This is a genomic window from Belliella baltica DSM 15883 (assembly GCF_000265405.1).
GTDB classification, from domain to species: domain Bacteria; phylum Bacteroidota; class Bacteroidia; order Cytophagales; family Cyclobacteriaceae; genus Belliella; species Belliella baltica.
Map to the genome: position 1 here is coordinate 2,177,432 of NC_018010.1, position 21,466 is coordinate 2,198,897.

General features: G+C 37.4%; 26 protein-coding genes and 1 pseudogene. 18 read left to right on the forward strand and 9 right to left on the reverse strand.

All coding sequences use genetic code 11. The features are described 5' to 3' along the window. Window positions 1-3 precede the first annotated feature (3 nt). Together BELBA_RS10095 and BELBA_RS10100 are read left to right on the forward strand one after the other, a co-directional pair. Entirely contained in the window at window positions 4-459 is a 456-nt protein-coding gene (locus tag BELBA_RS10095) for a hypothetical protein (RefSeq protein WP_014772597.1), read from the forward strand. 5 nt (window positions 460-464) lie between these two features. After that, window positions 465-1,490, forward strand: a complete 1,026-nt coding sequence (locus BELBA_RS10100; protein WP_014772598.1) for an MBL fold metallo-hydrolase — start codon at window positions 465-467, stop codon at window positions 1,488-1,490. 126 nt (window positions 1,491-1,616) lie between these two features. On the opposite strand, the gene BELBA_RS10105 is transcribed toward BELBA_RS10100, so the two are convergent. The 4 genes from BELBA_RS10105 to BELBA_RS20340 form a co-directional block, all read right to left on the reverse strand. Further along, window positions 1,617-2,630 carry an IS3 family transposase gene (locus BELBA_RS10105; protein ID WP_014771252.1) on the reverse strand — a complete coding sequence of 338 codons (1,014 nt, stop codon included), beginning with the start codon at window positions 2,628-2,630 and terminating at the stop codon, window positions 1,617-1,619. Window positions 2,631-2,632: 2 nt separating this feature from the next. Next, the gene (locus BELBA_RS10110) at window positions 2,633-3,025 is read right to left on the reverse strand and encodes a hypothetical protein (protein ID WP_014770964.1); all 393 of its coding nucleotides are present in this window, start codon (window positions 3,023-3,025) and stop codon (window positions 2,633-2,635) included. Window positions 3,026-3,418: 393 nt separating this feature from the next. Then, window positions 3,419-4,096 (reverse strand): reverse transcriptase domain-containing protein, encoded by a 678-nt coding sequence (locus BELBA_RS20335; RefSeq protein ID WP_280956307.1) that lies wholly within the window; start codon window positions 4,094-4,096, stop codon window positions 3,419-3,421. After that, complete coding sequence (locus tag BELBA_RS20340; RefSeq protein ID WP_280956308.1) at window positions 4,036-4,503, reverse strand: reverse transcriptase family protein; 468 nt, start codon at window positions 4,501-4,503, stop codon at window positions 4,036-4,038. Before BELBA_RS20340 ends, BELBA_RS20335 begins: the two co-directional genes overlap by 61 nt. 689 nt (window positions 4,504-5,192) lie before the next feature. Between BELBA_RS20340 and BELBA_RS10120 the strand changes: the two genes are divergently transcribed. The 11 genes and pseudogenes from BELBA_RS10120 to BELBA_RS10160 all read left to right on the forward strand — a co-directional run bounded on the left by BELBA_RS10120 (window position 5,193) and on the right by BELBA_RS10160 (window position 12,794). Next, complete coding sequence (locus tag BELBA_RS10120) at window positions 5,193-5,984, forward strand: hypothetical protein (RefSeq protein WP_014772599.1); 792 nt, start codon at window positions 5,193-5,195, stop codon at window positions 5,982-5,984. Between the two features lie 194 nt (window positions 5,985-6,178). Further along, window positions 6,179-6,394, forward strand: a complete 216-nt coding sequence (locus tag BELBA_RS10125) for a hypothetical protein (protein WP_014772600.1) — start codon at window positions 6,179-6,181, stop codon at window positions 6,392-6,394. Further along, the gene (locus BELBA_RS10130; protein WP_014772601.1) at window positions 6,384-6,791 is read left to right on the forward strand and encodes a putative toxin-antitoxin system toxin component, PIN family; all 408 of its coding nucleotides are present in this window, start codon (window positions 6,384-6,386) and stop codon (window positions 6,789-6,791) included. Before BELBA_RS10125 ends, BELBA_RS10130 begins: the two co-directional genes overlap by 11 nt. A 301-nt stretch (window positions 6,792-7,092) precedes the next feature. Next, window positions 7,093-7,278 carry an ORF6N domain-containing protein gene (locus BELBA_RS20485; protein ID WP_083833698.1) on the forward strand — a complete coding sequence of 62 codons (186 nt, stop codon included), beginning with the start codon at window positions 7,093-7,095 and terminating at the stop codon, window positions 7,276-7,278. Beyond that, complete coding sequence (locus tag BELBA_RS10135) at window positions 7,233-7,706, forward strand: ORF6N domain-containing protein (RefSeq protein ID WP_052307624.1); 474 nt, start codon at window positions 7,233-7,235, stop codon at window positions 7,704-7,706. Before BELBA_RS20485 ends, BELBA_RS10135 begins: the two co-directional genes overlap by 46 nt. A gap of 182 nt (window positions 7,707-7,888) precedes the next feature. Further along, window positions 7,889-8,038 (forward strand): annotated as a pseudogene (locus tag BELBA_RS20155) (glycosyltransferase family 2 protein); the annotation flags it as partial. Between the two features lie 205 nt (window positions 8,039-8,243). Beyond that, the gene (locus BELBA_RS10140) at window positions 8,244-8,882 is read left to right on the forward strand and encodes a hypothetical protein (RefSeq protein WP_014772602.1); all 639 of its coding nucleotides are present in this window, start codon (window positions 8,244-8,246) and stop codon (window positions 8,880-8,882) included. Between the two features lie 351 nt (window positions 8,883-9,233). After that, complete coding sequence (locus tag BELBA_RS10145; protein WP_014772603.1) at window positions 9,234-9,959, forward strand: DUF6088 family protein; 726 nt, start codon at window positions 9,234-9,236, stop codon at window positions 9,957-9,959. Window positions 9,960-10,215: 256 nt separating this feature from the next. After that, window positions 10,216-10,824 carry a DUF6088 family protein gene (locus BELBA_RS10150; RefSeq protein WP_014772604.1) on the forward strand — a complete coding sequence of 203 codons (609 nt, stop codon included), beginning with the start codon at window positions 10,216-10,218 and terminating at the stop codon, window positions 10,822-10,824. A gap of 13 nt (window positions 10,825-10,837) precedes the next feature. Beyond that, window positions 10,838-11,839, forward strand: coding sequence for a nucleotidyl transferase AbiEii/AbiGii toxin family protein (locus BELBA_RS10155; protein ID WP_014772605.1), 1,002 nt, complete (start codon window positions 10,838-10,840; stop codon window positions 11,837-11,839). Window positions 11,840-11,900: 61 nt separating this feature from the next. Beyond that, complete coding sequence (locus tag BELBA_RS10160) at window positions 11,901-12,794, forward strand: hypothetical protein (RefSeq protein WP_014772606.1); 894 nt, start codon at window positions 11,901-11,903, stop codon at window positions 12,792-12,794. A 322-nt stretch (window positions 12,795-13,116) separates the two neighbouring features. Here BELBA_RS10160 and BELBA_RS10165 read toward each other — a convergent pair whose 3' ends face one another. Continuing rightward, the gene (locus BELBA_RS10165) at window positions 13,117-14,322 is read right to left on the reverse strand and encodes an IS256 family transposase (protein WP_014771736.1); all 1,206 of its coding nucleotides are present in this window, start codon (window positions 14,320-14,322) and stop codon (window positions 13,117-13,119) included. Between the two features lie 214 nt (window positions 14,323-14,536). Here BELBA_RS10165 and BELBA_RS10170 point away from each other — a divergent pair, with 214 nt between their 5' ends. From BELBA_RS10170 to BELBA_RS10190, 5 genes are all read left to right on the forward strand, one after another. Further along, window positions 14,537-15,847 carry an MptA/MptB family glycosyltransferase gene (locus BELBA_RS10170; RefSeq protein WP_211208388.1) on the forward strand — a complete coding sequence of 437 codons (1,311 nt, stop codon included), beginning with the start codon at window positions 14,537-14,539 and terminating at the stop codon, window positions 15,845-15,847. Between the two features lie 151 nt (window positions 15,848-15,998). Beyond that, complete coding sequence (locus tag BELBA_RS10175) at window positions 15,999-16,265, forward strand: transposase (protein WP_014771625.1); 267 nt, start codon at window positions 15,999-16,001, stop codon at window positions 16,263-16,265. A gap of 32 nt (window positions 16,266-16,297) precedes the next feature. Next, window positions 16,298-17,074: an IS3 family transposase gene (locus tag BELBA_RS10180; protein ID WP_041779522.1), complete on the forward strand. Its 777-nt coding sequence runs from the start codon at window positions 16,298-16,300 to the stop codon at window positions 17,072-17,074. A gap of 230 nt (window positions 17,075-17,304) precedes the next feature. Next, window positions 17,305-18,018 carry a hypothetical protein gene (locus BELBA_RS10185; protein WP_014772608.1) on the forward strand — a complete coding sequence of 238 codons (714 nt, stop codon included), beginning with the start codon at window positions 17,305-17,307 and terminating at the stop codon, window positions 18,016-18,018. Between the two features lie 37 nt (window positions 18,019-18,055). Beyond that, the gene (locus tag BELBA_RS10190; protein WP_014772609.1) at window positions 18,056-18,784 is read left to right on the forward strand and encodes a DUF6503 family protein; all 729 of its coding nucleotides are present in this window, start codon (window positions 18,056-18,058) and stop codon (window positions 18,782-18,784) included. Window positions 18,785-18,923: 139 nt separating this feature from the next. Here BELBA_RS10190 and BELBA_RS10195 read toward each other — a convergent pair whose 3' ends face one another. The 4 genes from BELBA_RS10195 to BELBA_RS10210 are packed head-to-tail and all read right to left on the reverse strand — an operon-like array spanning window position 18,924 to window position 21,464. Beyond that, entirely contained in the window at window positions 18,924-19,382 is a 459-nt protein-coding gene (locus BELBA_RS10195; protein WP_014772610.1) for a DUF4268 domain-containing protein, read from the reverse strand. Window positions 19,383-19,385: 3 nt separating this feature from the next. Next, window positions 19,386-20,249 carry a ChaN family lipoprotein gene (locus BELBA_RS10200; RefSeq protein WP_014772611.1) on the reverse strand — a complete coding sequence of 288 codons (864 nt, stop codon included), beginning with the start codon at window positions 20,247-20,249 and terminating at the stop codon, window positions 19,386-19,388. Next, window positions 20,242-20,607 carry a dihydroneopterin aldolase gene (gene folB, locus BELBA_RS10205; protein WP_014772612.1) on the reverse strand — a complete coding sequence of 122 codons (366 nt, stop codon included), beginning with the start codon at window positions 20,605-20,607 and terminating at the stop codon, window positions 20,242-20,244. The genes BELBA_RS10200 and folB overlap by 8 nt, the downstream gene beginning before the upstream one ends. Then, window positions 20,607-21,464 carry a DivIVA domain-containing protein gene (locus BELBA_RS10210; RefSeq protein ID WP_014772613.1) on the reverse strand — a complete coding sequence of 286 codons (858 nt, stop codon included), beginning with the start codon at window positions 21,462-21,464 and terminating at the stop codon, window positions 20,607-20,609. The genes folB and BELBA_RS10210 overlap by 1 nt, the downstream gene beginning before the upstream one ends. Window positions 21,465-21,466 lie beyond the last annotated feature (2 nt).

Consider the following 21,466-nt stretch of genomic DNA (forward strand, 5'->3'; position numbering starts at 1 on the left):
ATTATGATAGGTATTGCAATATATTTAATTCTGTTTCTCTTGGGACTCGTTAGCTCTCTAATTCTATTGTTAAGCGGACAACTTCCTGAATGGACTATTTCATATCAATTGCCAATCTCTTGTGGACTTGCAGGAGGTTTTGGTGGTGTTTTATATTGTTTAAGAGGGTTGTATGTCAATTACAGTGCGAGAAAACAATGGAGCAGTGAATGGTATCCGTGGTATATAATAAGACCATTTGCAAGCATACTGACAGGTTCTGTTAGTTTTTTATTCTTAAAAGCAGGTTTGTTAGTACTTGAAGCACAAACTAACACTAGTTCTTCAAATTTTGGATTTTATGCTCTTGCATTTATTGCCGGTCTTAATGTAGACAAATTTATATCGAAAATTGAAGACTTGGCACAAGCAACTTGGGGAATAGAAAAATCGAGGGCATCAAAAGATAATCAAAACTAAAAAATATGGATCATAGCATAGATATGTTATCATTGGGTAACGCAGATTGTATAATTGTGTGGACAAAAGCAGAGGGTTCTGATTTTGTAACATTTATTGATGGTGGTAACTCTAGTGATTCAAAAAAAATCATTAAACATTACGAGGACTATATTAAGCCAAACATTCCTTCAAATACTCCAATATTAATAATCAATACGCATCCACATTCTGACCATATTGGAGGATTAATTGACTTAGTTCATTATTTTAAAAATCAAATTGCTAGGTTCTATTATAATGACCCGACAGACTACATTGAAGAGGCGAAGCGTCAACAAATTAGACAACTTAATGAATCTTTTTTTTACTCTACCAAAAGAGTACAAAAGCTATTTTCTTCATTAAAAGAAGCGGATAATTTAAGCGAAGTTTTGAACCAATATGGCATAAATAAATTGCCAGCATTTTCCGACAGTCATTTAGACCACAATCTTTTTGAAATTGTGGGGCCTTCTAAATCATTTTACTTGGAACAATTAGCTTATTTTACAAATATTGATAATTTAAAGACCGTAGGTTCAAATATACAACCTGAAAGTGAAATTAATGAATTAGAAGAAGGTCTAAAACCTTGCGATATTGTTGATGAAAAAAATGACGCATCAGCAGAAAATTTGACCTCGGTATTGACAAAATTTATTGACTCAAGTGGAAGGAAGTACTTATTCACATCAGATGCAGGGGTAGACTCATTTGCATCCTCTGAGGATAACGGTTTTGACATTAGAAATATTCACATTTGTCAGCTACCCCACCACGGTAGTAGAAGGAATATTAGTGCAAATTGGATTTCTAATTTTAATCCTAACCAATTTTGGGTTTCAGCTGTAGGTAACAAAAAACACCCACGAAAAGCAGTTATCAGTTGTATTAAAAAAAACTTACCACATTGCAATACTTACAGTACACATAAAGGAGGAACAAAGCACATTAATACAAAATCTAACTTATTTCCAAATCGAGGATGGGGAACTGCCGAACCAATATAGTCAAAATGCCAGCTGCCAATCGAGTAGACGGCCGTGAGCCATAAGCTCACGGTGCGCCTCTCACACTGTCTCGTCCTGAAAATGGTTGACACTTTTATTGTTCAAATATAGTTAGTATTTCAATTTCTAAGAAGTTTGGGATAACTTACAATACCACGATGAAGCGGAGGCAAGCTCTGCTGAGGAGCAACTTGCCAAGGAATAGTCGTTTGGTCCGATAGTGTTGCTATTTTCAGACCGGATCTTAACAGGTTCGGTCTTCTTTTTCCAGCTGTACTTATTCCCAATAACGCGTTCGGTATCATGCCTTAGAAAACCTTCGTCATGTACTTGGTTTGGCGTAAGATTACTCCCCAGTCCTTCGTGCGGTCTCATATCATTATAGATTTTGATGATCTGACTTATATATTTTTGTGCATTGACACCTTGTTCTCTAGCAATATCATCCAACCACTCTTCTTTAAGAATACCGTTTACTCTTTCTGCTATGGCATTTTCATGTGGGGAGGCAGGCTTCGTCATACTGATCCAGACTTTTTTCTTTTTTAAAAGGTCCGTGTAATCATAACTGCAGTACTGTACCCCACGGTCTGAGTGATGAATCAGGGAGTATGGTTCAATGTATTTCTGAGATTGAAAAGCCATTTTTAGGGCATCAAGCGCCGATTCAGCCTTCAGGTCAAAAGAAAGATTCCAGCCCACTATTTTCTGGGAATAAGCATCTGTAATAAGATACAGATACATGACTTCCCTGTTAAGCTCGACATAGGTAATATCGGAGACCCATAACTGGTTGGGTCTTGAGACAACCATATTTTCAACAAGATTATGGTACTTCCTTAGCCAATGATGGCTCTGGGTAGTGAAAAACCTCCTTTTTCTCTTAGTAACTAATAATCCGTTCATACGAAGCAGATCAAACAGTTTATCTCTGCCTATCTTGATTTTATGTAGGGTTAAATCTTTCTTTATCAAAGAATACATTTTTCTCAACCCCCACCTGGATGTTTTAGCCTTCTTCCTGATCTTGAGAACAAAACTTAGCACCAAATCTTCCTCAAATGCCTCTTTACAAACATTATTGATACCTTTATAGTAACCTTGTCTGCTCTTGCCAAACAATCCACAAAGTTGAGCCAAGCTTATCCTTGGCTCTTCTTCTTTGAGTCTTTGAACTGCTTGGCACCAGACTTTTTTTCAAGATCCAGCCCATATTCTTCTTTGGCAATATCGACCATGATCTGATATGCCCTGCCCTTTAACTGGCTAAGCTTCAACTCTTCTTCAAGTTGCTTAATACGAGCTTTTAACTCGTTGTTGGAATCCTGTTTTTCTGACATGTTTCTTAATATCGGAAGAGGGTCCTTAGGAACTCTCCTTTCTAAACCAGCAAAAATCCTCATCCATTCCAAGATAGCGGATTTACTTTTAATTCCATAAACATGCCTTGCTTGTTCTTTAGTCAAAGTACCTGATAGTACTTCCATAACAATTTTTCTCTTTGCCTCCTCAGAGAATTTTTCTGTCTTTCGCATTTTGTCCGATTATAGGTTTACAATTTCTAGTAAAATTGTGTCAACCTATTTCAGTACACGACCCACCACCGTACGTACGGGTCTCCCCGAATCAAGTTCGGGGCAGGCTGTATACGGCGGTTCACTGGATTGTAGGTTGCGATTTGAGGTAATAAGAAAGCATGGATTCATAACCTTTTCTTCTTAGTCGTGACAAAGTTATCGTAGTGATCAGAATCGGACTCTGGGCAACAGCCCATCCCCCTTTCTGCCTTCCCGCGGCCTGGCCCTTCGCTAAAAATGTCCACTGGACATTTTCTATACGCTCAGTCCTTCCATGCATATGCATGGTCTTGGTCCACTCCCAATCTGATCAGGTTTTTACGTTTCCGCTCGGGTTTCTTCTCCCGATAGCTATCGGGACCAAATACAGTATCGAAGTCGGTTTCTCAGCCACTCGTCGAGTGATTTCAGCTTTGCGGAGATACTGGCAAGACGGTAATTGTTTACCCATCCCCGCCATACCTCTGCCATCTTTTTGAGTCTTTCCTCAAAACTGTAGGGTTTGGTTTTCTTGGTGATCTGCTTGAGCTTACGTTTCAGTGAGTCCCAGCTGTTTTTCTTCACCACCAACTGATATTTTCCTTTGACTCCTTTTTGGTAGGTTGGAACAAATGCATGACCCAACATTTCAAAATTGGACGGTCTTCGGATGCCGCTTTTCTCCCTGTTTATGGGAAGTCTGAGTTTTTCCTTTAGAAAAAGGTAGATCTCGTTACCCACTTTTCTGGCTTCCTTCTTTGACTTGGTGTAAATGCTGAAATCATCTGCATATCGGACGTATTTCAGGTTTCTCCGTTCCAGTTCCTTGTCCAATAAGTCCAGAAGGATGTTGGACAGTAGTGGGCTGAGTGGCGATCCTTGCGGAACGCCTTTTCTACGCCTGTGCAGTTTTCCGTTGATCTGGATTGGTGCACGCAGCCACTTTCTGATAAGCCTTAGGGTAGTCGGACATTTTACCCGTTGGTAGATCAATTGAAGTAGAACCGAGTGGTCAACCTCGTCAAAGAATCCCTTAAGGTCGATGTCCACAATATCTCCCGATAGCTATCGGGACCATCATTGATGTTTTTCAGGGCTTGTGTTACCGCCTTATGGATGTTCTTTTCGGGACGGAAGCCGTAGCTGTGTTCCTCGAACGTAAGTTCGTATTTAGTCATCAGCACTTGGCTTAACGCCTGTTGGAGCCATCTGTCCACTACTGTGGGAACTCCGAGCAATCTTGTCTTTCCGTTACTCTTGGGTATCTCGACCCCTTTGATAGGTTTGGGTACATAACTGTGGTTGAGGATGGATGTGGCAATCCTATCCCTGTTGCTTTCCAGAAAGGAAAGCAGTTCGGTGACCTTCATGCCGTCCACCCCTGCCGAACCCTTGTTCCGCACCACCTGTCGGTATGCTTTGTAAAGGTTCTTACGGTTGAGTACTTTTTCTATCATTGTTAAACTGTTAACCCTCCCCTGCATGCCGGCCCCTCACTAAAATCTTCCACAGGAAGATTTCTATACGCTCGGTCCTGCTTAAGATAAGGCTACCCCAAAAGTTGCTCCTTATCGAATTTGGACGTAATCCAATGTTCAGTCCTTCGCTGCCCAGTGAGACCTCTGTAGCTCTTACAGCTCGTTACCGGCAACTACTACGACCTCGGCTGACTTCTCTTAGGTGTTCCCGACACCCAGAGACCTCCCTCGGTAAGATGAATATCCTTGTGTCTATCCCTGCCATATCTACTACTTTGGTACTTCCTTCCTTGTGGAAGGTTGGGACTTCGGTGTGCTGTGTCACCTCATCCGACCTCATAGCCTCCGTATATGGTTTCTGTTCGTCAGTACAGACACCGCAGTCTGGCTTACTTCACTGCATGCCTCACGGCAAACCAGCTTGCCACTTGCTTGGCTTCGGGACGTTACCCCCGCGCTTAAGGGACTCTCACCCGTTGGAACGGTCAACTTTTTGACCTATATTCACCATTCAAGGCACACACATTGTATAAGAGCAATAGCGGGTGAAGTGGTAAAATCAAAGTCTGTACATTTAATAAAATTTCGTTGTGGCAGTCAGGTAATCGCCTTGAAATCCGCTACTGCTCTTATACTTGACCGTTGTAAAACATTATAAAATCATACAAATGAAAGACAAAAGAAGTGTATTTTATCCTATCAGAACTAAAAATGACCCAGTCTATGATAGGAACATTGTAATGATAAGTAGTAAAGAAAAATATGTAAGGAAAGTACTTCCAAATCCTTTTACTATTTTTTCTTTTCCCTTTTCTTTAGTTTATAATTATAACATACTTTTCAATCCTTCAGAATATCTTCCTCCATTCATTGAAATCAATGAAGCCCGAAAAACTTTGGGATTCCCTGTGGGACATCCAATAGACGGAAATGTATATGGGACTTCAGAAATGGACCCGAATAGATATGTGCCGATATCATCATTTCATAATGATATGTACCAGTCTAAATTGAGCTTTTTTATAGATATGTGTTCAATTTTAGGTGTCAAGGAATGTACAATGACTGAAATGCGCCAAAATGGTCAAATAATAAAATTCAACATAGGGTTAGCTCAAAACTCTGGACCCACAGAAACAGAAATTGAGAATAGTTTTAAGCGAGATTCAAACAGCCTACTAAAAATGAAAGGACACTTTTCTTTTCCTAAACCAAAGCACAAAATTGAAAAAATTGAATCGAAATGGCTGCTAACCGAACAAACTTGGAGAAAAATGCAAGACATCAGGATTGACAGAGATATTTCGACTTTTGAAATTGAATTTAATGTTGAGAATGATTTTGGAATAAATTCAAGTACTCTAGCGAAATTCGGTGGAAATAAAATAAGTTTAGGTGGAGAATTTTCAGAATTTACTAAAACAAGTTATCTCTATAAAATTGAATTTTGGGAGAAATAACGTTTTACAACAGGCGTTTGGCTCAATGGCGGGTGATGTGGTTAATTGAACATTCTACCTCGCATCAACTTTTGTGGTGTATTGACAGTTTGGTGCTCCGAAATCCGCCACTGCGCCAAGCGCCAAAACGTTGTGGTGCATGATAAAATGACCACCGATTTAAAAAATTCGTATCTTTAAGAAAGATTAAAAATATGGAAACTATTAGAGTTGATATATTGAATCCTAAGGCCAAAGCCCTTTTGAAAGATTTGGCAAATTTGGATTTGATAAGGATTAAGAAAGACAAATCTGAGAATGCTTTTTCTGAAGTATTGAAAAAATTCAGGAGTAAGTTAGATGAAGCCCCAAGTTTAGAAGAAATTACTAAAGAGGTTGAAGCAGTCCGCAAAGCCCGGTATGAAAAATAGAAGGGTAATTCTGGATACTAATCTGTGGATAAGTTTTTTGATCTCCAAAAGACAAAAGGAATTGGATATCCTTCTTGAATCTGGGGTAGTAACACTGATTTTTTCGCAAGAATTGCTTGAAGAGTTTTTAGAGGTTTCAGAAAGGCCCAAATTCAAAAGATTTTTTAAAAAATCAGATATCAAAGCACTTCTGAACCAAATTGAAACTTTTGGAGAATTAATAAGGGTGGAATCAAAAATCAATGAATGTAGGGATCCAAAAGATAATTTCTTATTGAGTCTTTCGGTTGATGGTAAAGCAGATTTCTTAGTAACAGGAGATTCTGACTTATTAGTATTAGGGAAGATAGAGAAGACAAAAATAGTTACTTGGGCTGAATTCATTTCACAAGAATAAAAATCACAGCCTGTCCCGCTTTAGCGGGATCACCACAATATCACCTTGGATACAGCCTGCCTGGAGGCAGACAGGCCCGCCATTTCCAAGCTGAATCACGTTTTAAAACATAGAATTTGACGATAAAATGACTGCTAAAAAAGTTGATTTTACAGAACTACTGTAAGTCAAGACGGAAAGCAAAAATGATTTAGCACAAGTTTTTAAAGAATTAGGTTTTCCACTTGATTAATAAAGAATAGAATTAGCAACCACACAAATCATAGAAAGCAGAATATTCACTTTTCAAGGCCTGTAAGTGATGTTAGATCTGGGTTTGGCCCAACTGTATGAAGTTGAAGTAAAAAGATTGAACGAGCAGGTAAAAAGAAGTATTACAAGATTTTCTGCCCATTTCAGATTCTATTTATCGGATACCGAGAAAAATGAACTGGTCGCAAATTGCGACCGATCACAAAAATTTATCACTTTACAAATAAAGAGTTAAATAAGTACAATTTAATTGAAGTTGAGGATTTAATTTTCACCATTCGTGGTGTTCAAGTGATGCTTGACCGTGATTTGGCAGAAATGTATGATATTGAAACGCGCGTATTTAATCAAGCAGTAAAAAGAAATATTTATCGCTTTCCTGAAAAATTTAGGTTTCAATTAACCGAGGTTGAGATTAAAGACTTGAGATCACATTTGGTGACTTCAAATTCAAAATCACAAATTGTGACCTTGAATATTTCTGGAACTAAACAAGGGAAAATCTTAAAATATTTACCCTATGCTTTCACCGAACAAGGTGTTGCCATGCTTTCAGCAGTATTGCGAAGCGAAAAAGCCATAAGGGTAAGTATACAAATTATGAATGCCTTTGTAGAAATGAGAAAAGTATTGGCTATCATACAGGGCTTTTGCAAAGAGTAGAGAGCATTGAGTCGAAACTACAATTGAACGACCAACATTTTGAAAAAATCTTTACCGCTTTGGAACAAGGTAAACCTGCTATCAAACAAGATATCTTTTTTAAAGGCGAAAGAATTGTTGGGCATGAACATTAACAGTACTTTATGCCTTAGGTAGTAAATATTGTAGATACTGACCTATCTGAATACAAAGCCGCCCAGTCAGGCCTCAAAACCACAGAAATCCCCGTAGATTACAGAAAGCGCATAGGCGTCTCAAAAGTAAGTGGAACGGTGAAAGGAGTATTCGGAGCAGGATATAAAATTCTTTGGACGATTTATAAGTATTGGTAAAGTGTCATTTTTTATCAAATATACTCAGTAGTAGGTATTTTTTTAGAGTGAAGAAAGTGGTAGTTTTATGTTTAGATAATTTAAAAATATACGCAACAGTTGTGCAATACATTCCATATGGAACAAATAGCGCAATGGTTGCGTGAAGAAAACCGTTATGTGCTATGCCAAAAGACCGCTACGAACTACATTTAGACATTGACAAATGAAGAAAGAAAACCAAACAAGGCTGACAGAAGAAATCATTGAAACTGCATACAGACTGCTAACTCATAAACTTGCCTTTGGCGGACTAACAGCACGAAATGAAAGCTCTTTTCAGTTAGAGTTTGGACACATTTTAAAAACATTAGGCCAACTCTATGAATTTAGACTTGCTGACAAATTTCATCTTGAATTTGAAACTTACATTTCGCTTAACGAAACAAGTATTAAAAGCAAATCGGACAGAGCAAGAGTGGATTTACTAATTAAATATCAGGACGACAATAGCACAACCACAGTCGCAATAGAATTGAAGTTTTTCAAAAAAGAAAATCACAGAGAACCTAATAACAGATATGACGTTTTCAAAGACATTTCAAACCTTGAATTATACAAGAAACACGGCATAGACATTTGTTATTTTATTCTTGCGACAGACCATTCACACTATTACAATCAAGACAATTATTCACCAGATACGTCAGACTTTGACTTCAGAAATGGGAAAAGTTATAAAGCAGGAACTAACTTACAATACAAAACAGACAAACCATACGGACAGGACATTACATTAAACAATGATTATGCTTTTTCGTGGGACAATATAAACGACTTGTATTTTTTGAAACTAAAAGTATGACAAAGGCACAAGCACATAACACGGGTTTTGCGTCAGGCGGGGTGACGTGCAAACTTGGGGCTTTGTGCATCTATTCAAGTTCAGTGCAGGTTGACAGTTTTGTGCTCCGAAACCCGCCCGAACGCAAAGCCCGAAAACGTAAAGTACCATTTACCAAGAATTGAAAACCCTTTAATCTAAGCAGATTTTTCATTATCAAACCGCTTCCCCAGCAATTTGAAATAGCAATTTAAATATCCGCTTTCACACCGACGAAAGAAAACTCACAATTACAAACAATTATTTATTCATAATGTCAAGTTTTTAATGTTAAAAACTTGACATTTAAATTAAAGTAACTACTTTTGAAGAGTGAAAGTAGCTGAGCAGATACGAAAATCCATTGAACGCATTCCCGAAGGTCAACCTTTTGGTTATGCAGATTTGGGTATTGAAGCCAATGATTTTTTCAGTGCTGCCAAGGCTTTGGAGCGTTTACAAAAGAATGGGACTATAAAAAAGGTATCTAAAGGCCTATTTTATATTCCACGTAAGACCATATTTGGAGAATTGGGACCTGATAGTAATGAATTATTAAAAAGGTACTTATTTGAAGATGGTAAACGTGTAGCGTATGAAACAGGCTTTTCTTTATATAACAGATTGGGATTAACCACACAAATGGCTTTTAAAATAAAAGTAGCCACAAGGGGTAATCTAATCAAAATAAATATCGGAGCGTTAAAAGTAAGTTCGGTAAAAAGTTATGTTAATATAACAGAGCAAAACTATCAATTGTTAGGTTATTTGGATGCCTTAAAAGACATTAAAAGAATTCCCGATTGCTCAGTTGTACAGGCAGTAAGGCGTATGGGTTTTTTAATAAAAGATTTAACCACAAAAGAGAGAAAAGAAATAATTCAATATGCATTGTTTTATCCGGCTAGAGTAAGGGCATTGCTTGGAGCTATTGTAGAAAACCTGAATTTGAAACTCAATCTGGATGAATTAAAAACTAGCCTCAACCCGTTGACGAAAGTGAATTTGGGTATAAAAGAAGCAGAACTGCCAACTATCAAAAACTGGAATATTGAATGAAATTTATGGGAGCAAGTTTAGAAAGACCGATTATCGAGCGCTAAGAAGGATTTGCCATTAAGTAGGATCATTCTTCATTGATGTCCGTAAGTCAGATGAATTGTTAATAGAAGAAGATTAATGCAATTTACTTTTCAACCAATGCCTTTGTATTTAATTAGAACAATACTTACCTCAAATTAAACATCTCAACTTATTATAGTTTACTACCATTTTTGTCCCATATATTTACTAAATTTGGGACGAAATTGAATCAATGGAAAGACCACAAGTAGAAAATAGAATAGCAGAATTATTGAAAACCTTCACAAAGGGTAGCGTTCTCTTTGTGGACGATTTCTTAGATTATGGTAATCCTGAAAGCGTTAAGAAAGCTTTATTACGATTGAAGGAAAAGGAAATTCTTGTCCGATTGGCTCATGGTATTTATCTATATCCAAAATTTGACAAAGAACTTGGTGTTCTCTTTCCATCTACCGAAGAAATAGCTAAAGCAATTGCAAGACGGGATAAAGCTAGAATTGTCCCTACAGGTGTTCAAGCGTTGAATAAATTGGGTTTATCTACTCAAGTTCCAATGAAAGTGGTTTACTTATCTGATGGGGCTGCAAGAACCGTTAAAGTTGGCAAGCGAACTATTACATTTAAAAAAACAAGCCCGAAGAATCTTTTAGTAAAAGGAGAAATAAGCGGTTTGGCTATTCAGGCACTCAAAACCATTGGTCAAAATACGGTAGATGAAAAAACAATAGAAAAAATCCAAGCCATTTTAAGGAAAGAAAAGAAAGAGAACATCATAAACGATGCGAAACTATCCCCTGCCTGGATCAACAAAATATTAATGCAAGTAATTGAATTGCATTGAGGAACTTATAATAATGAATACAAATTGGCTAACACTATCAAAGGAAAGAAGGATTGAAATTCTCAATCAGGCAACAGAATTAACAGGTTTGCCAGCCATTGCCATTGAGAAAGATTGGTGGGTTTCATTATGTTTGAATGCTTCATTTTCTTTACCTTACAGCAAAAATATTGTATTCAAAGGTGGAACTTCTTTGAGTAAGGGATGGGATTTGATAGAGCGATTTTCAGAAGATATTGACTTGGCAATTGACCGTAAATTTTTCGGATTTGAAGGAGACATTAGTAAAACACAAATAAGAAAACTTAGGAAAAAATCTTGTGAATTCATTTCAATAGATTTTCTGAAAGATTTAACTCGGATTTTGACGGAATGGGGAGCAATAACAGAATGTAAGCTCTTTGCTCAGCCTGTAACAGATTCAGACAAAGACCCACAGGTAATTGAAATTCATTACAATTCAATAACTGATACTTCGGAATACTTGCCACAAAGAGTTTTGATTGAAATAAGCTCTCGATCATTGATGGAGCCGACAGAGAAACGTGAAATCAATTCTATTCTAAGTGTAAATTTTCCAAAGTTAAATTTTGTAACAGATGCTTTTACAATTTCTGCAGTTCTACCCCAACGAACTTTCCTTGAAAAGATATTTTTACTTCATGAAGAATTTTCGCAAGAGTCTGAAAAAATTCGAATAGACAGACTTTCGAGGCATTTGTATGATTTAGAGAGATTAATGGATACTCAACACGGTATATCAGCACTTCAAGACAAAGAACTTTACAAGAATATCGCTCTACACAGGAAGAAATTCAATACACTTCGTGGACTCGATTATGGCAACCATACTCCCGATAAAATCAAAATTATACCACCCGACACTGTATTAAAAGAGTATGAAAATGACTATTCAGAAATGACCAAGTTTATGATTTATGGAGAGGCTTTGAAGTTTGAAATGCTCTTGAAGAGAATGGCAGAGTTACAAAAGCGTATAAATAGTTTGAATTGAAAAGAAGTATAATCATATAATTATTAATCATAAATTAGAGTGCGAATAAAAACTATATGTTATGAAAAAATCACTCACTATTCTTTTTTTGATTGCCACCATCAGCTTTTCTTGTTCAAAAGCGCCTCAGCGTGAAAATATTAATTTTGAAGAGTGGGGGAAGTATTGGTTTCAGGGGAAAGCTGAAATCAGCAGTTTTGATTTAGAGCAATATCGATATGGTGAAGCGAGAGAAGGAGAGGCGGTATTGATATTTGTGACGGAAGATTTTTCCAGAAAAAAGCAAGTGAAGCTAGACAATCCTGAGGAAGCAGGAAAAGATAAGATTTCTGTGTTGAAGATGAATCAGACTAGAGATTTTGTTACGGGGATCTATCCCTATCATATGATGCTGTCTGCTTTTACCCCTATCAAAGAAAAATCGCAAGGACTGAAATTTACGTCATCAGTTCAGGAGTGGTGTGGACAGAGTTTCACCCAGCTTAATCTGAATGGTGAAGATTCCTATTCAGGAAAGTTATTCTCTTATTTCGAAAAAGAAGGAGATCAATCTATCAGTTTGACAGGTTTGGCGGAGGATGATTTATGGAATTTGATCCGAATTTCACCAAATGAAATTCCTATTGGGAGTGTCATGATGTTTCCATCTTTATTTTATCAGCGCTTTTCCCATCAGGAATTGGCGGCAGAAGAGGCATTTATCAGAGTGCAAGATATCAGCAATGATCGCAAACAGCTTGAGCTCACTTATAGTTCTGGGGCTCGTGTCTTGAAAATTGATTTCGAGAAAGAATTCCCTCATGAAATCATGGCTTGGGAAGAAAGCCAAACCAAATCCAATGGTCAGAAAGAAGTCACCAAAGCTCGGAGAAAAGCAGTGAAGGTGCTTGATTATTGGACGAGAAATGAGGTGGAGGATGAATTTTTGAGGGAAGAGTTGAAATTGAAGGAATGATTGAGGAGATGTGAGAAGTGAGATTCGAGAAGCGAGAGACGAGATGCGAGATGCGAGAAGTGAGATGCGAGAAGTGAGATGTAAGACACAAGACGCAAGACGCAAGACATTAGACAAAGGATGAGGGGTGAAGATGAAGGAGGGACGAAGTAAGAGTCGAGAATCAATGCCCTGAAGGGGCAATTGAATAGCTAAAAAAAATCAACTAAAAATTGTCAACTATTCTTAAGGACGAGATCTAGTTAGCAATTAAGATCATTGAAGCCAACTATAAAAGACACTATCCCGATAAGTGTGTAAACTTTAAATTATGATTTTATGGTCAGGTTTCAAGAAGCCTGACCCTATCACCAAATATAAGCAGGAAACTGTTAAGAATAGTGCCCCAGTCCCGAATGGGCATAGTCCATTTTTTCGATGCTTCTCTTGCAGCGAGGAAAACAGACTTCATAACAGCATCATCTGTTGGAAAAGAGAGCTTGTTTTTGGTGTATTTTCTGATCTTTCCATTCAGGTTTTCAATCAGGTTGGTGGTATAGATGATTTTACGGATTTCAGCGGGGTAATCGAAGAAGGCGGTGAGTTCGTCCCAGTTGTCCCTCCAGCTTTTGATGGCATAGGAGTATTTTGAGTCCCATTTTTTGGCAAAATCGTTAAGAGCAGCCCATGCAGCCTCCTTGGTAGGGGCAGTATAAATTTCCTTCATATCCCTTGTAAAGGCCTTACGGTCTTTCCATACGACATATCTACATGCATTTCTGATCTGATGGACAACACATATCTGGGTGACGGACTGAGGGAAAGAGGCCTTTATTGTATCAGTAAACCCGTTCAGGTTATCAGTTGCTGTTATGAGAATATCTTCAACCCCTCTGGCTTTCAGGTCAGTGAGTACCCCCATCCAAAAAGCGGAAGATTCATTCTTACCAAGCCAAAGGCCGAGTATCTCTTTGAGGCCATTAGTTCTGAGGCCAACAGCAATATAAACGGTCTTATTAACTACTTTGGAGTTCTCCCTGACTTTGAAGGATATACCATCCATCCAAACGATCAGGTATACAGGGTCAAGTGGCCTGTTTCTCCATGCAACAATATCCTCCGCTACGGCACTGGTAACCCTTGAGATGGTGGAAGTGGATACATTGATGTCATAAAGCTCCCGGATCTGCTCTTCGATGTCCTGGTTTGACATTCCCTTAGCATACATGGATATGATCACGTTTTCAACGCCCTCTGCCATCCTTTTGCGTTTGGGCACAAGGGCAGGCTCAAAGCTGCCGTCCCGGTCTCTTGGGACTTTGATTTCAGCTTCTCCAAAGGAGTTCTTTATGGTTTTGCTGGAATGGCCATTTCTTGAATTGGAATTATCGGAGTTCTGATGCTTTTCATAACCAAGATGGGCATCTAACTCGCCTTCAAGCATTTTCTCGACAGCTCTTTTCTGAAGCTGTTGAAGAAAGGAATTGAGCTCCCCTGCAGTCTTGAACTGCTTGAGGAAATCATCATTTAATAGATCTTCTTTTTTCATTTTTGCAATCTGTGTGTTAAAGGTAAGAAATTGTCCACACACAGATCGGGTATTCGCCTACCGCGGGTTCCTCAAATTCTCTGTGCGATTTCTTCTAAATCACACAGAGAATTTCGAGGTATAACTTTAACTTCGTAAGTAGCTAAACCAACTTACACAGTTTTTGTCATAGTCCCCTATAAAAAATAATTCAAAACACTTTAAAAGCTTCTTTTTGAAAAACAGCATACAGTTCTACATGGTCATTTTGATCTATTCAATAGCGCTATTTTTTTTTGGCTATTGTTTTGATCGAAGTGACTTTTTTATTCAGCTGGGATTTTATGCTTTGTGTTTTGGCATTTACCTTCTTATTTGGAAAAATGCTGATCGCTGGAAATTGTCTTTAAAGACAGGATTGATCTTTGCTTTTTTTTTGAGAGCTGTACTTTTGTTTTCTGAACCAGTTTTATCAGACGATTTTTACAGATTTATTTTTGATGGACAATTGATCAAAAATGGAATCAATCCCTATCTCTATCTTCCACAAGAAGCATTTGATTTGTTAAAATTCGGTGATTCAGAGTATTGGAATCAGCTATTGACTCATATGAATTCAAGTGGGTATTATTCAGTTTATCCTCCTTTGCATCAGCTATTTTTCTGGTTAGCAGCATTGGGAGGAGAGGATTTGAGCATGAATATCCTGATTCTTCGACTTGCTATCTTACTTTTTGAAATCCTGAATTGTCTTTTGTTGCTTAAAATCCTAATGCAATGGAATCTTCCAAAGGCTAAAGTCCTCTTGTATGCTTTTAATCCACTTGTGATTTTGGAGTTGACGGGTAATCTTCATTTTGAAGGAATGGTGTTATTCGGATTGTTGGGAATGGTATATTTCATGGGTAAATTGAAAATAGCTAAGGCTTCAATATTTTGGACATGGGCGGTAGGAGTGAAGTTAAGCCCTTTAATGCTGGGTCCTATCTTGCTGAAGTTTCTTGGTGGAAAAAATAGGCTGGTTTTTCTTTTCCTTTCTGCGCTCGTTATTGTGCTGTTATTTATCCCATTATTCTTTGAGGGAGCCTATTTGAATTTTTGGCAAAGCTTCAGGTTGTATCAAAGCAGTTTTGAATTCAATGCCTCTATTTACTATTTTCTCAGATGGATTTCTGGATTTTACTTGGATTACAACCCAATTCAAACCCTCGGGCCATTATTGAATATGGTATCTCTCTTTTTGATTTTGTGGGTGAGTTATCATGTCAAAAAGGATAATTTAGCAGATTTGATACTGCGCATCGTGTGGATTTATTTGATCTATTTACTTTTTCAGACGACAGTACATCCTTGGTATTTGATTCCGGGTTTTGGATTGGGGATTTTGGTCAAAGATAGAGTGTTCTTGATTTGGACCTGCGTTGTCTTTTTGTCTTATCATGCTTATGATGATTTTGGTGTAGATGAAAGATGGCCGATTCTTTTGCTAGTCTATACTATACTTTATCTCGTAGTAATCCTTGAAAAAAACAAGATCTTAAAGTAGTATAGGAAGTTATATTTTTGAAATGTTATTAAAAATTGATTCTAAAATTTGGTTCTTATTTCGGCTAATTCTTATCCTCGTGTGGTAAAGGGCTGCTTTTTTGCGACAAGTTAAAAATAGAGTTTTAACTTTATAAATAGCAAAAAAGAGTATGAAAAAGTCAAAGTTTACAGAAGCACAGATCTTGAAAGTGCTAAAAACCCAAGAGGAGGGAAAAAAGGTAAGTGAGATCTGCCGCGAGTTCGGTATTTCAGAGCCAACATTTTACAATTGGAAGAGCCGATATGGCGGAATGACATTGTCTGAGCTACAGCGCGTTAAAGAGCTGGAGGCTGAAAATGCACGCTTAAAGCGGTTAGTTGCAGATTTATCTTTAGACAACCAAGTGCTTAAAGAGATTAACTCAAAAAAGTGGTAACGTCTTATCAAAAGGAGCAATGCTTAACTTTTGTGCAAGAAGTTTTTCCTAAGTTAAGTTATGCTAAGACGTGTAAGTTGGTTAGTTGCTCAAGAACAAATAAGTATTACAAAAAAGTAATGCCTGAGAAGGATGTCGTGGTTAAAGAGGCTATTTCAAGTGTGATTGGTACGAGTCGATTAGGGCGAAGAAAAGTAATTGTAAAAGTGCAAAAGAAGTATCCGGGTATTGGAGCAGCAAAAATCAGACGTGTTTACGAAAAGGAAGGTTTTTCACTGTATAAGCGAATGAAGAAAAGACGCATTGATAATCCTGCAAATCCGATTGAAGTACCATTAGCTGCAAATGTAGAATGGGCAATGGATTTCATGTCTGATTCACTGGCAAGTGGTAAAAAGTTCAGAACACTCAATATTGTCGATCAATACAATCGAAAATGCCTAGAAATAGGCATAAACTACTCACTTCCATCAAGAAAAGTGATTGAAATCTTAGAAAGAACCATTATTGAGCACGGAAAACCTTTAGGAATTAGAACCGACAATGGACCAGAGTTTACATCGTGTTTATTTCAAATCTGGCTAGACAAAAACGATATAGAGTGGATAAAAATCCAGAAAGGGAAGCCACAACAGAACGCTATCGTTGAGCGATTTAACAGGACTTACCGCGAAGACATTCTTGATGCTAACTTATTCTTTTCATTGGATCATGTCTATGAAGTAACTCAACCCTGGAAAGAAGATTACAACCAAGAAAGACCCCACGAGTCCCTGAACTATTGTACACCAAATGAATACGCGGCATGATGTGGGTTTTTGAAGGCATAGCACTCGGAAAATGGGTAAAAAGAAAGACGTCCAACAATCGAACGCCTCCCTTTCATTTTCGTCGGTCAATTTATCCCTGATGAGTTGCTCCCCAGCAGAGCTCATTTCCGTTTCAATTGAACAGTTCAAATTTCAATTTAATCAACTATATTTACAAACTGTCGAAAAAAGCAACCACTTACCCTTTACCTTCAAATAATTTAAGTCTGATGAATAAAGTCATTTATGTAGTTTTATTTATTTTTGTATATGCTTCTTCCTGCTCTCCATCACCAGAAAAACAGGCTAAAGAGATCATTGCCTCATCTATTTCCTATCACGACCCCAAATCCAATTGGGGAAATTTGGAGCGTATTGTTGTAGAAAAGCAGCAGATCAATTATGATTCAGAAGGTCTTGAAACAAGCGAAATCATATTTTCTCAAGAGTTCCGACTCAAGCCTTATTTCGAAGCAAAGCATACTTGGGAAAAAGATAGCATCACTCACAAAGTGACCTTTGATGGCTTAAACGTAAACTATATGATGGGGGAAAATGAGGTGCTGAATCCAGGATTTCTCAAAAGCAATAAAGCTGAATTGGAATTAGCCTATCTGGATTTGGTTATGCCGATGACACTTTCTTCAATGTCAAAAAGCCTACTATATCAAAATAAAATCAATCTCTCAGATAATAGAGTAGCTGAAACTGTTGCGGTAGAGTTGAAAGATGGTAAAAACCTAGACCTCTATTTTCTACCGGAAACCTATCAACTTATTGCTTATAAACAAAAGATAAGAGATGAATTTGAGGTTGTAAATAATGTTGAAATGCAGGACTATAAAGGGATGAGTTTTCCTGCAAAAAAAGAGGTCTTTGCTTCTGATAGTCTTGGGAATCATCTTTATCTTAAATCAATCATTACCTATCAATTAACAAATTGATTCCTTAAATTTCGAAAAACCTTAATCTACCCTTGAAATGAAATACGCTTTAATTTATTTACTGGGAGCATTTTTGCTCTTCTCCTGTGATCCAAAATCGGAAGCTGAAAAAATCATTGATCAATCGATTGCCGCACATGGGGGGACCAAGTTTGAGTCTTCCAGAATCAGTTTTGACTTCCGAGATCGATCTTATCAAATATTCAAATCACCATCTGCTTATGAATATATCAGGTCATTTTCGGATAGTACAGGCCAAGTGAAAGATGTGTTGAATAACTCAGGATTTACACGGTTTGTAAACGAGGAGAAAGTTGAGTTGGAAGAAAAAAGAGAGAAAGCTTTTACTAATTCTGTCAATTCTGTAGCCTACTTTGCTTACTTGCCCTATGGCTTAAATGATCCTGCTGTTTTCAAAAATCTTGTGGGGGAAACAGAAATGGATGGTAACAAATACCATGTGATCAAAGTGACTTTCTCTGAAGAGGGTGGAGGCGAAGATTTCGATGATGAATTTTTATATTGGATCAATCAGGAAACCTTTTTGGTGGATTATTTGGCTTATTCCTACCATACAGATGGTGGAGGAGTTCGCTTCCGCAAAGCAATCAAAAAACATGAAATCGGCGGCCTGATTCTTCAAGATTACGAAAACTACAAGCCAGCTGATGAAACTGTTCCCGTCGAAGAAATGGAAGCATTGTATAAAGCAGGTGAATTGGAATTACTCTCTGAAATCTTGTTAGAGAACGTAGTGGTGGAGTAGGGGAAGATTGGAGATTTTAACCAGAAACTTAATTCACAAATTATCACAATAACAAATCCTTATTCCCTCAATAACCAATCCCTAATTCCCTGTTAACCAATCTCTAATTCCTAGTTCCTGATCACCCAATAACTAATCCTCAGAGCTCCTCAAAAGCAGGTTTCATATTTGCCCAAAAAGCATCGAGGGCAATAATTCGTGGCTTGAGGAAGGAAATGATTTTTGACCAATCATTCCCATCCATCACATTTGCGTCAAGTAGGATGATGTAGATTTTAGAGCTGATCTTTCCAAATTCATCTTCGTGATGTAACTCCCAGTTCCATTTTTCTCCAATTTCAGATTGAAGGAGGTTTTTGAATTCGACAAACTGCTCAAAAAATAACTGTTGTAATTCAATATCTGGGTGATTGATTTCAATACCAATAGAGGCGAAATCATTTTCCGCTTCCATTCTGAAAAAAATATGTTTGATGCCAGTTTTATAATTGGACCAATTGACGCGAACCCCCGTTTCTGAGGGTACAGGCTTCATATATTGACCAAATGCCGTCCAAAAATCTTTCCTGATTTTAGATTTTTCTGCCTTACTGTACATCAATCAATAACTTTTTGGGCTATCTGTAGGAAGGACGATTATAAAGTCAGCAATTCCTTTGGAAGCTTCGAGTAGGGAAGTGGTATCACCCTGTTCGACAGTGGCAATGGTTAAGATTTTTATCTTAGGATATTCTTTTCTCAAGTACCATACGATTCCTTCATAGTTGTTGGAATGGTAAGAACCATTGACGTGAAAGATGCTTTTCTTTTTATTGATAAATTCAAAAAGTGAATAGGCCATAGTAGCATCTTTGATGGCTTGGGCTTCGACCATAAAGTCTGCATTCATTCCAGAACCATGCATCATCCCTTTCATTCCCTCATATCCTGGCAATGTCATATCTACTTCGATTGGCAGGGGAGCAATGGATTTTTTTGCTTCTTTTGAGAAAGTCTCAAGACTTCCCAAACCTTCACGACTGACTACAGATGCGTATTTTCTAGGGATATTTGTGGCGACAAAAGGAATTTGATTTTGTTTGGCAAATAGCATCAAAGGCTTGTAATCTGGAATGTAATTATTCCAAAGTTTAGCTTCAGCCTCAAAGTTTTTATCGGTGATTTTTCCTTCAAGCCATTCATCGATATTCAATTGATCATCTCTTTCAAAAAACTCACCTCCCAAAATGATATCTTTTTGGTTTTCTTTAAGGTTTTTGAGGATTTGAAGTTGTAGCCAATGCGCTACACTGTTATTATGTAACTCACCGAAAAATGTAACTTCGGCTTGATTGATGGATTCAAACAGCTGCTTTTCATCAAGCAATTCACCATTACTAGAATAGATTTGATAGATTTTACCCTGAGCATTTACATTTATGCTCAATAAGGAAATAAAAGTGCAAATGAGTAATTTTTTAATCATAGTCTTCAGGATAATTTACAGTCACAACAGAATAGTTGACCACACCACCTATGGCAGGGTTATGTTTTTTGATGGTAATGCAAACTTGCTTTGATGCTGGATAGATCTTCAAAATATCGGTAATAATTAAATGTGCCAAATGCTCTAATAATTTTACAGGTTCGAGCATATGAGATTTTGCTATTTGGTAGATTTTAGCATAATCCACAGTGTCTTTGAGTTGATCATGGAGCATGGCATTTCTAAAATCGGTTTCTACATGAATATCAACTGTGAATCGATTTCCTAGCTTTGTTTCTTCTGAAAAGACACCGTGATATGCATGAAATTCTATTCCTTCAAGTGAAACTTTTCCCATTAGTCAATATCATCAAAAAATGAATTCCCTTTTTTTTCTTTGTTCTTCTCTTCTTCAGGTTTTTGAAGTTCAGGATCTTGATTGATACTCACTTTTTCTTCCATTGAAGCTTGAGTAGGCACTTCTTTTTCAATAACTTCTTCTTGATCATTACCATCTGCAGTGATTTCTTCATCGAGCATTTCTACTTCTTCTGAATCATGTTTTTCAAGCTCAGACTCTTCAATCGTATGAATCTCCATTTTCTCTTCTTCCAAGCTGCTGATATTAGCTATGGTAAATGAATTGGATTTATTCAAAGTTTCTACCATTTCTAAATGAGCCTTGATGTTAACTTTCTTAATGTCATTATTAGAGACAGTGATATTATCTTCAATATCTTCGGCAAGTTTTTTGAGATTTTTTAGGATCAATTCTCTTTGATAAACCAAGGTTTCGTAGCCACTTACTAAGTCTGAAACATCAGCTTTCAATTCTGCCATGATTTGCTTTCCTTTTTGCTCTGCAGATTCTATAAGACTTTGCGATTGAGTTTGGGCGTCATTGAGCATAGCTTGAGCATTTTGTTGTGCTTCCCTTACTATGTGGTCAGCTGCATCATTGGCTTCTTCGATGATGCTTGCTCCTGTATCTTCAGCCGTTTTTAGAGTTCTAAAAAGCGAAGCCTCAACTTCTTTTAGTTTATTTGCTTCTTTGTTGCTCTGTTCTAATTTTTTTTGAAGTTCTTCGTTTTCAACAACTAGTTTTTCCCATTCTTCGGAAAGTTCTTTTAAAAATACATCAACTTCATCTTTGTCATACCCTCTAAAATTTTTCTCAAAGGATTTTTTACGAATTTCTAAGGCTGTTATTTTCATAG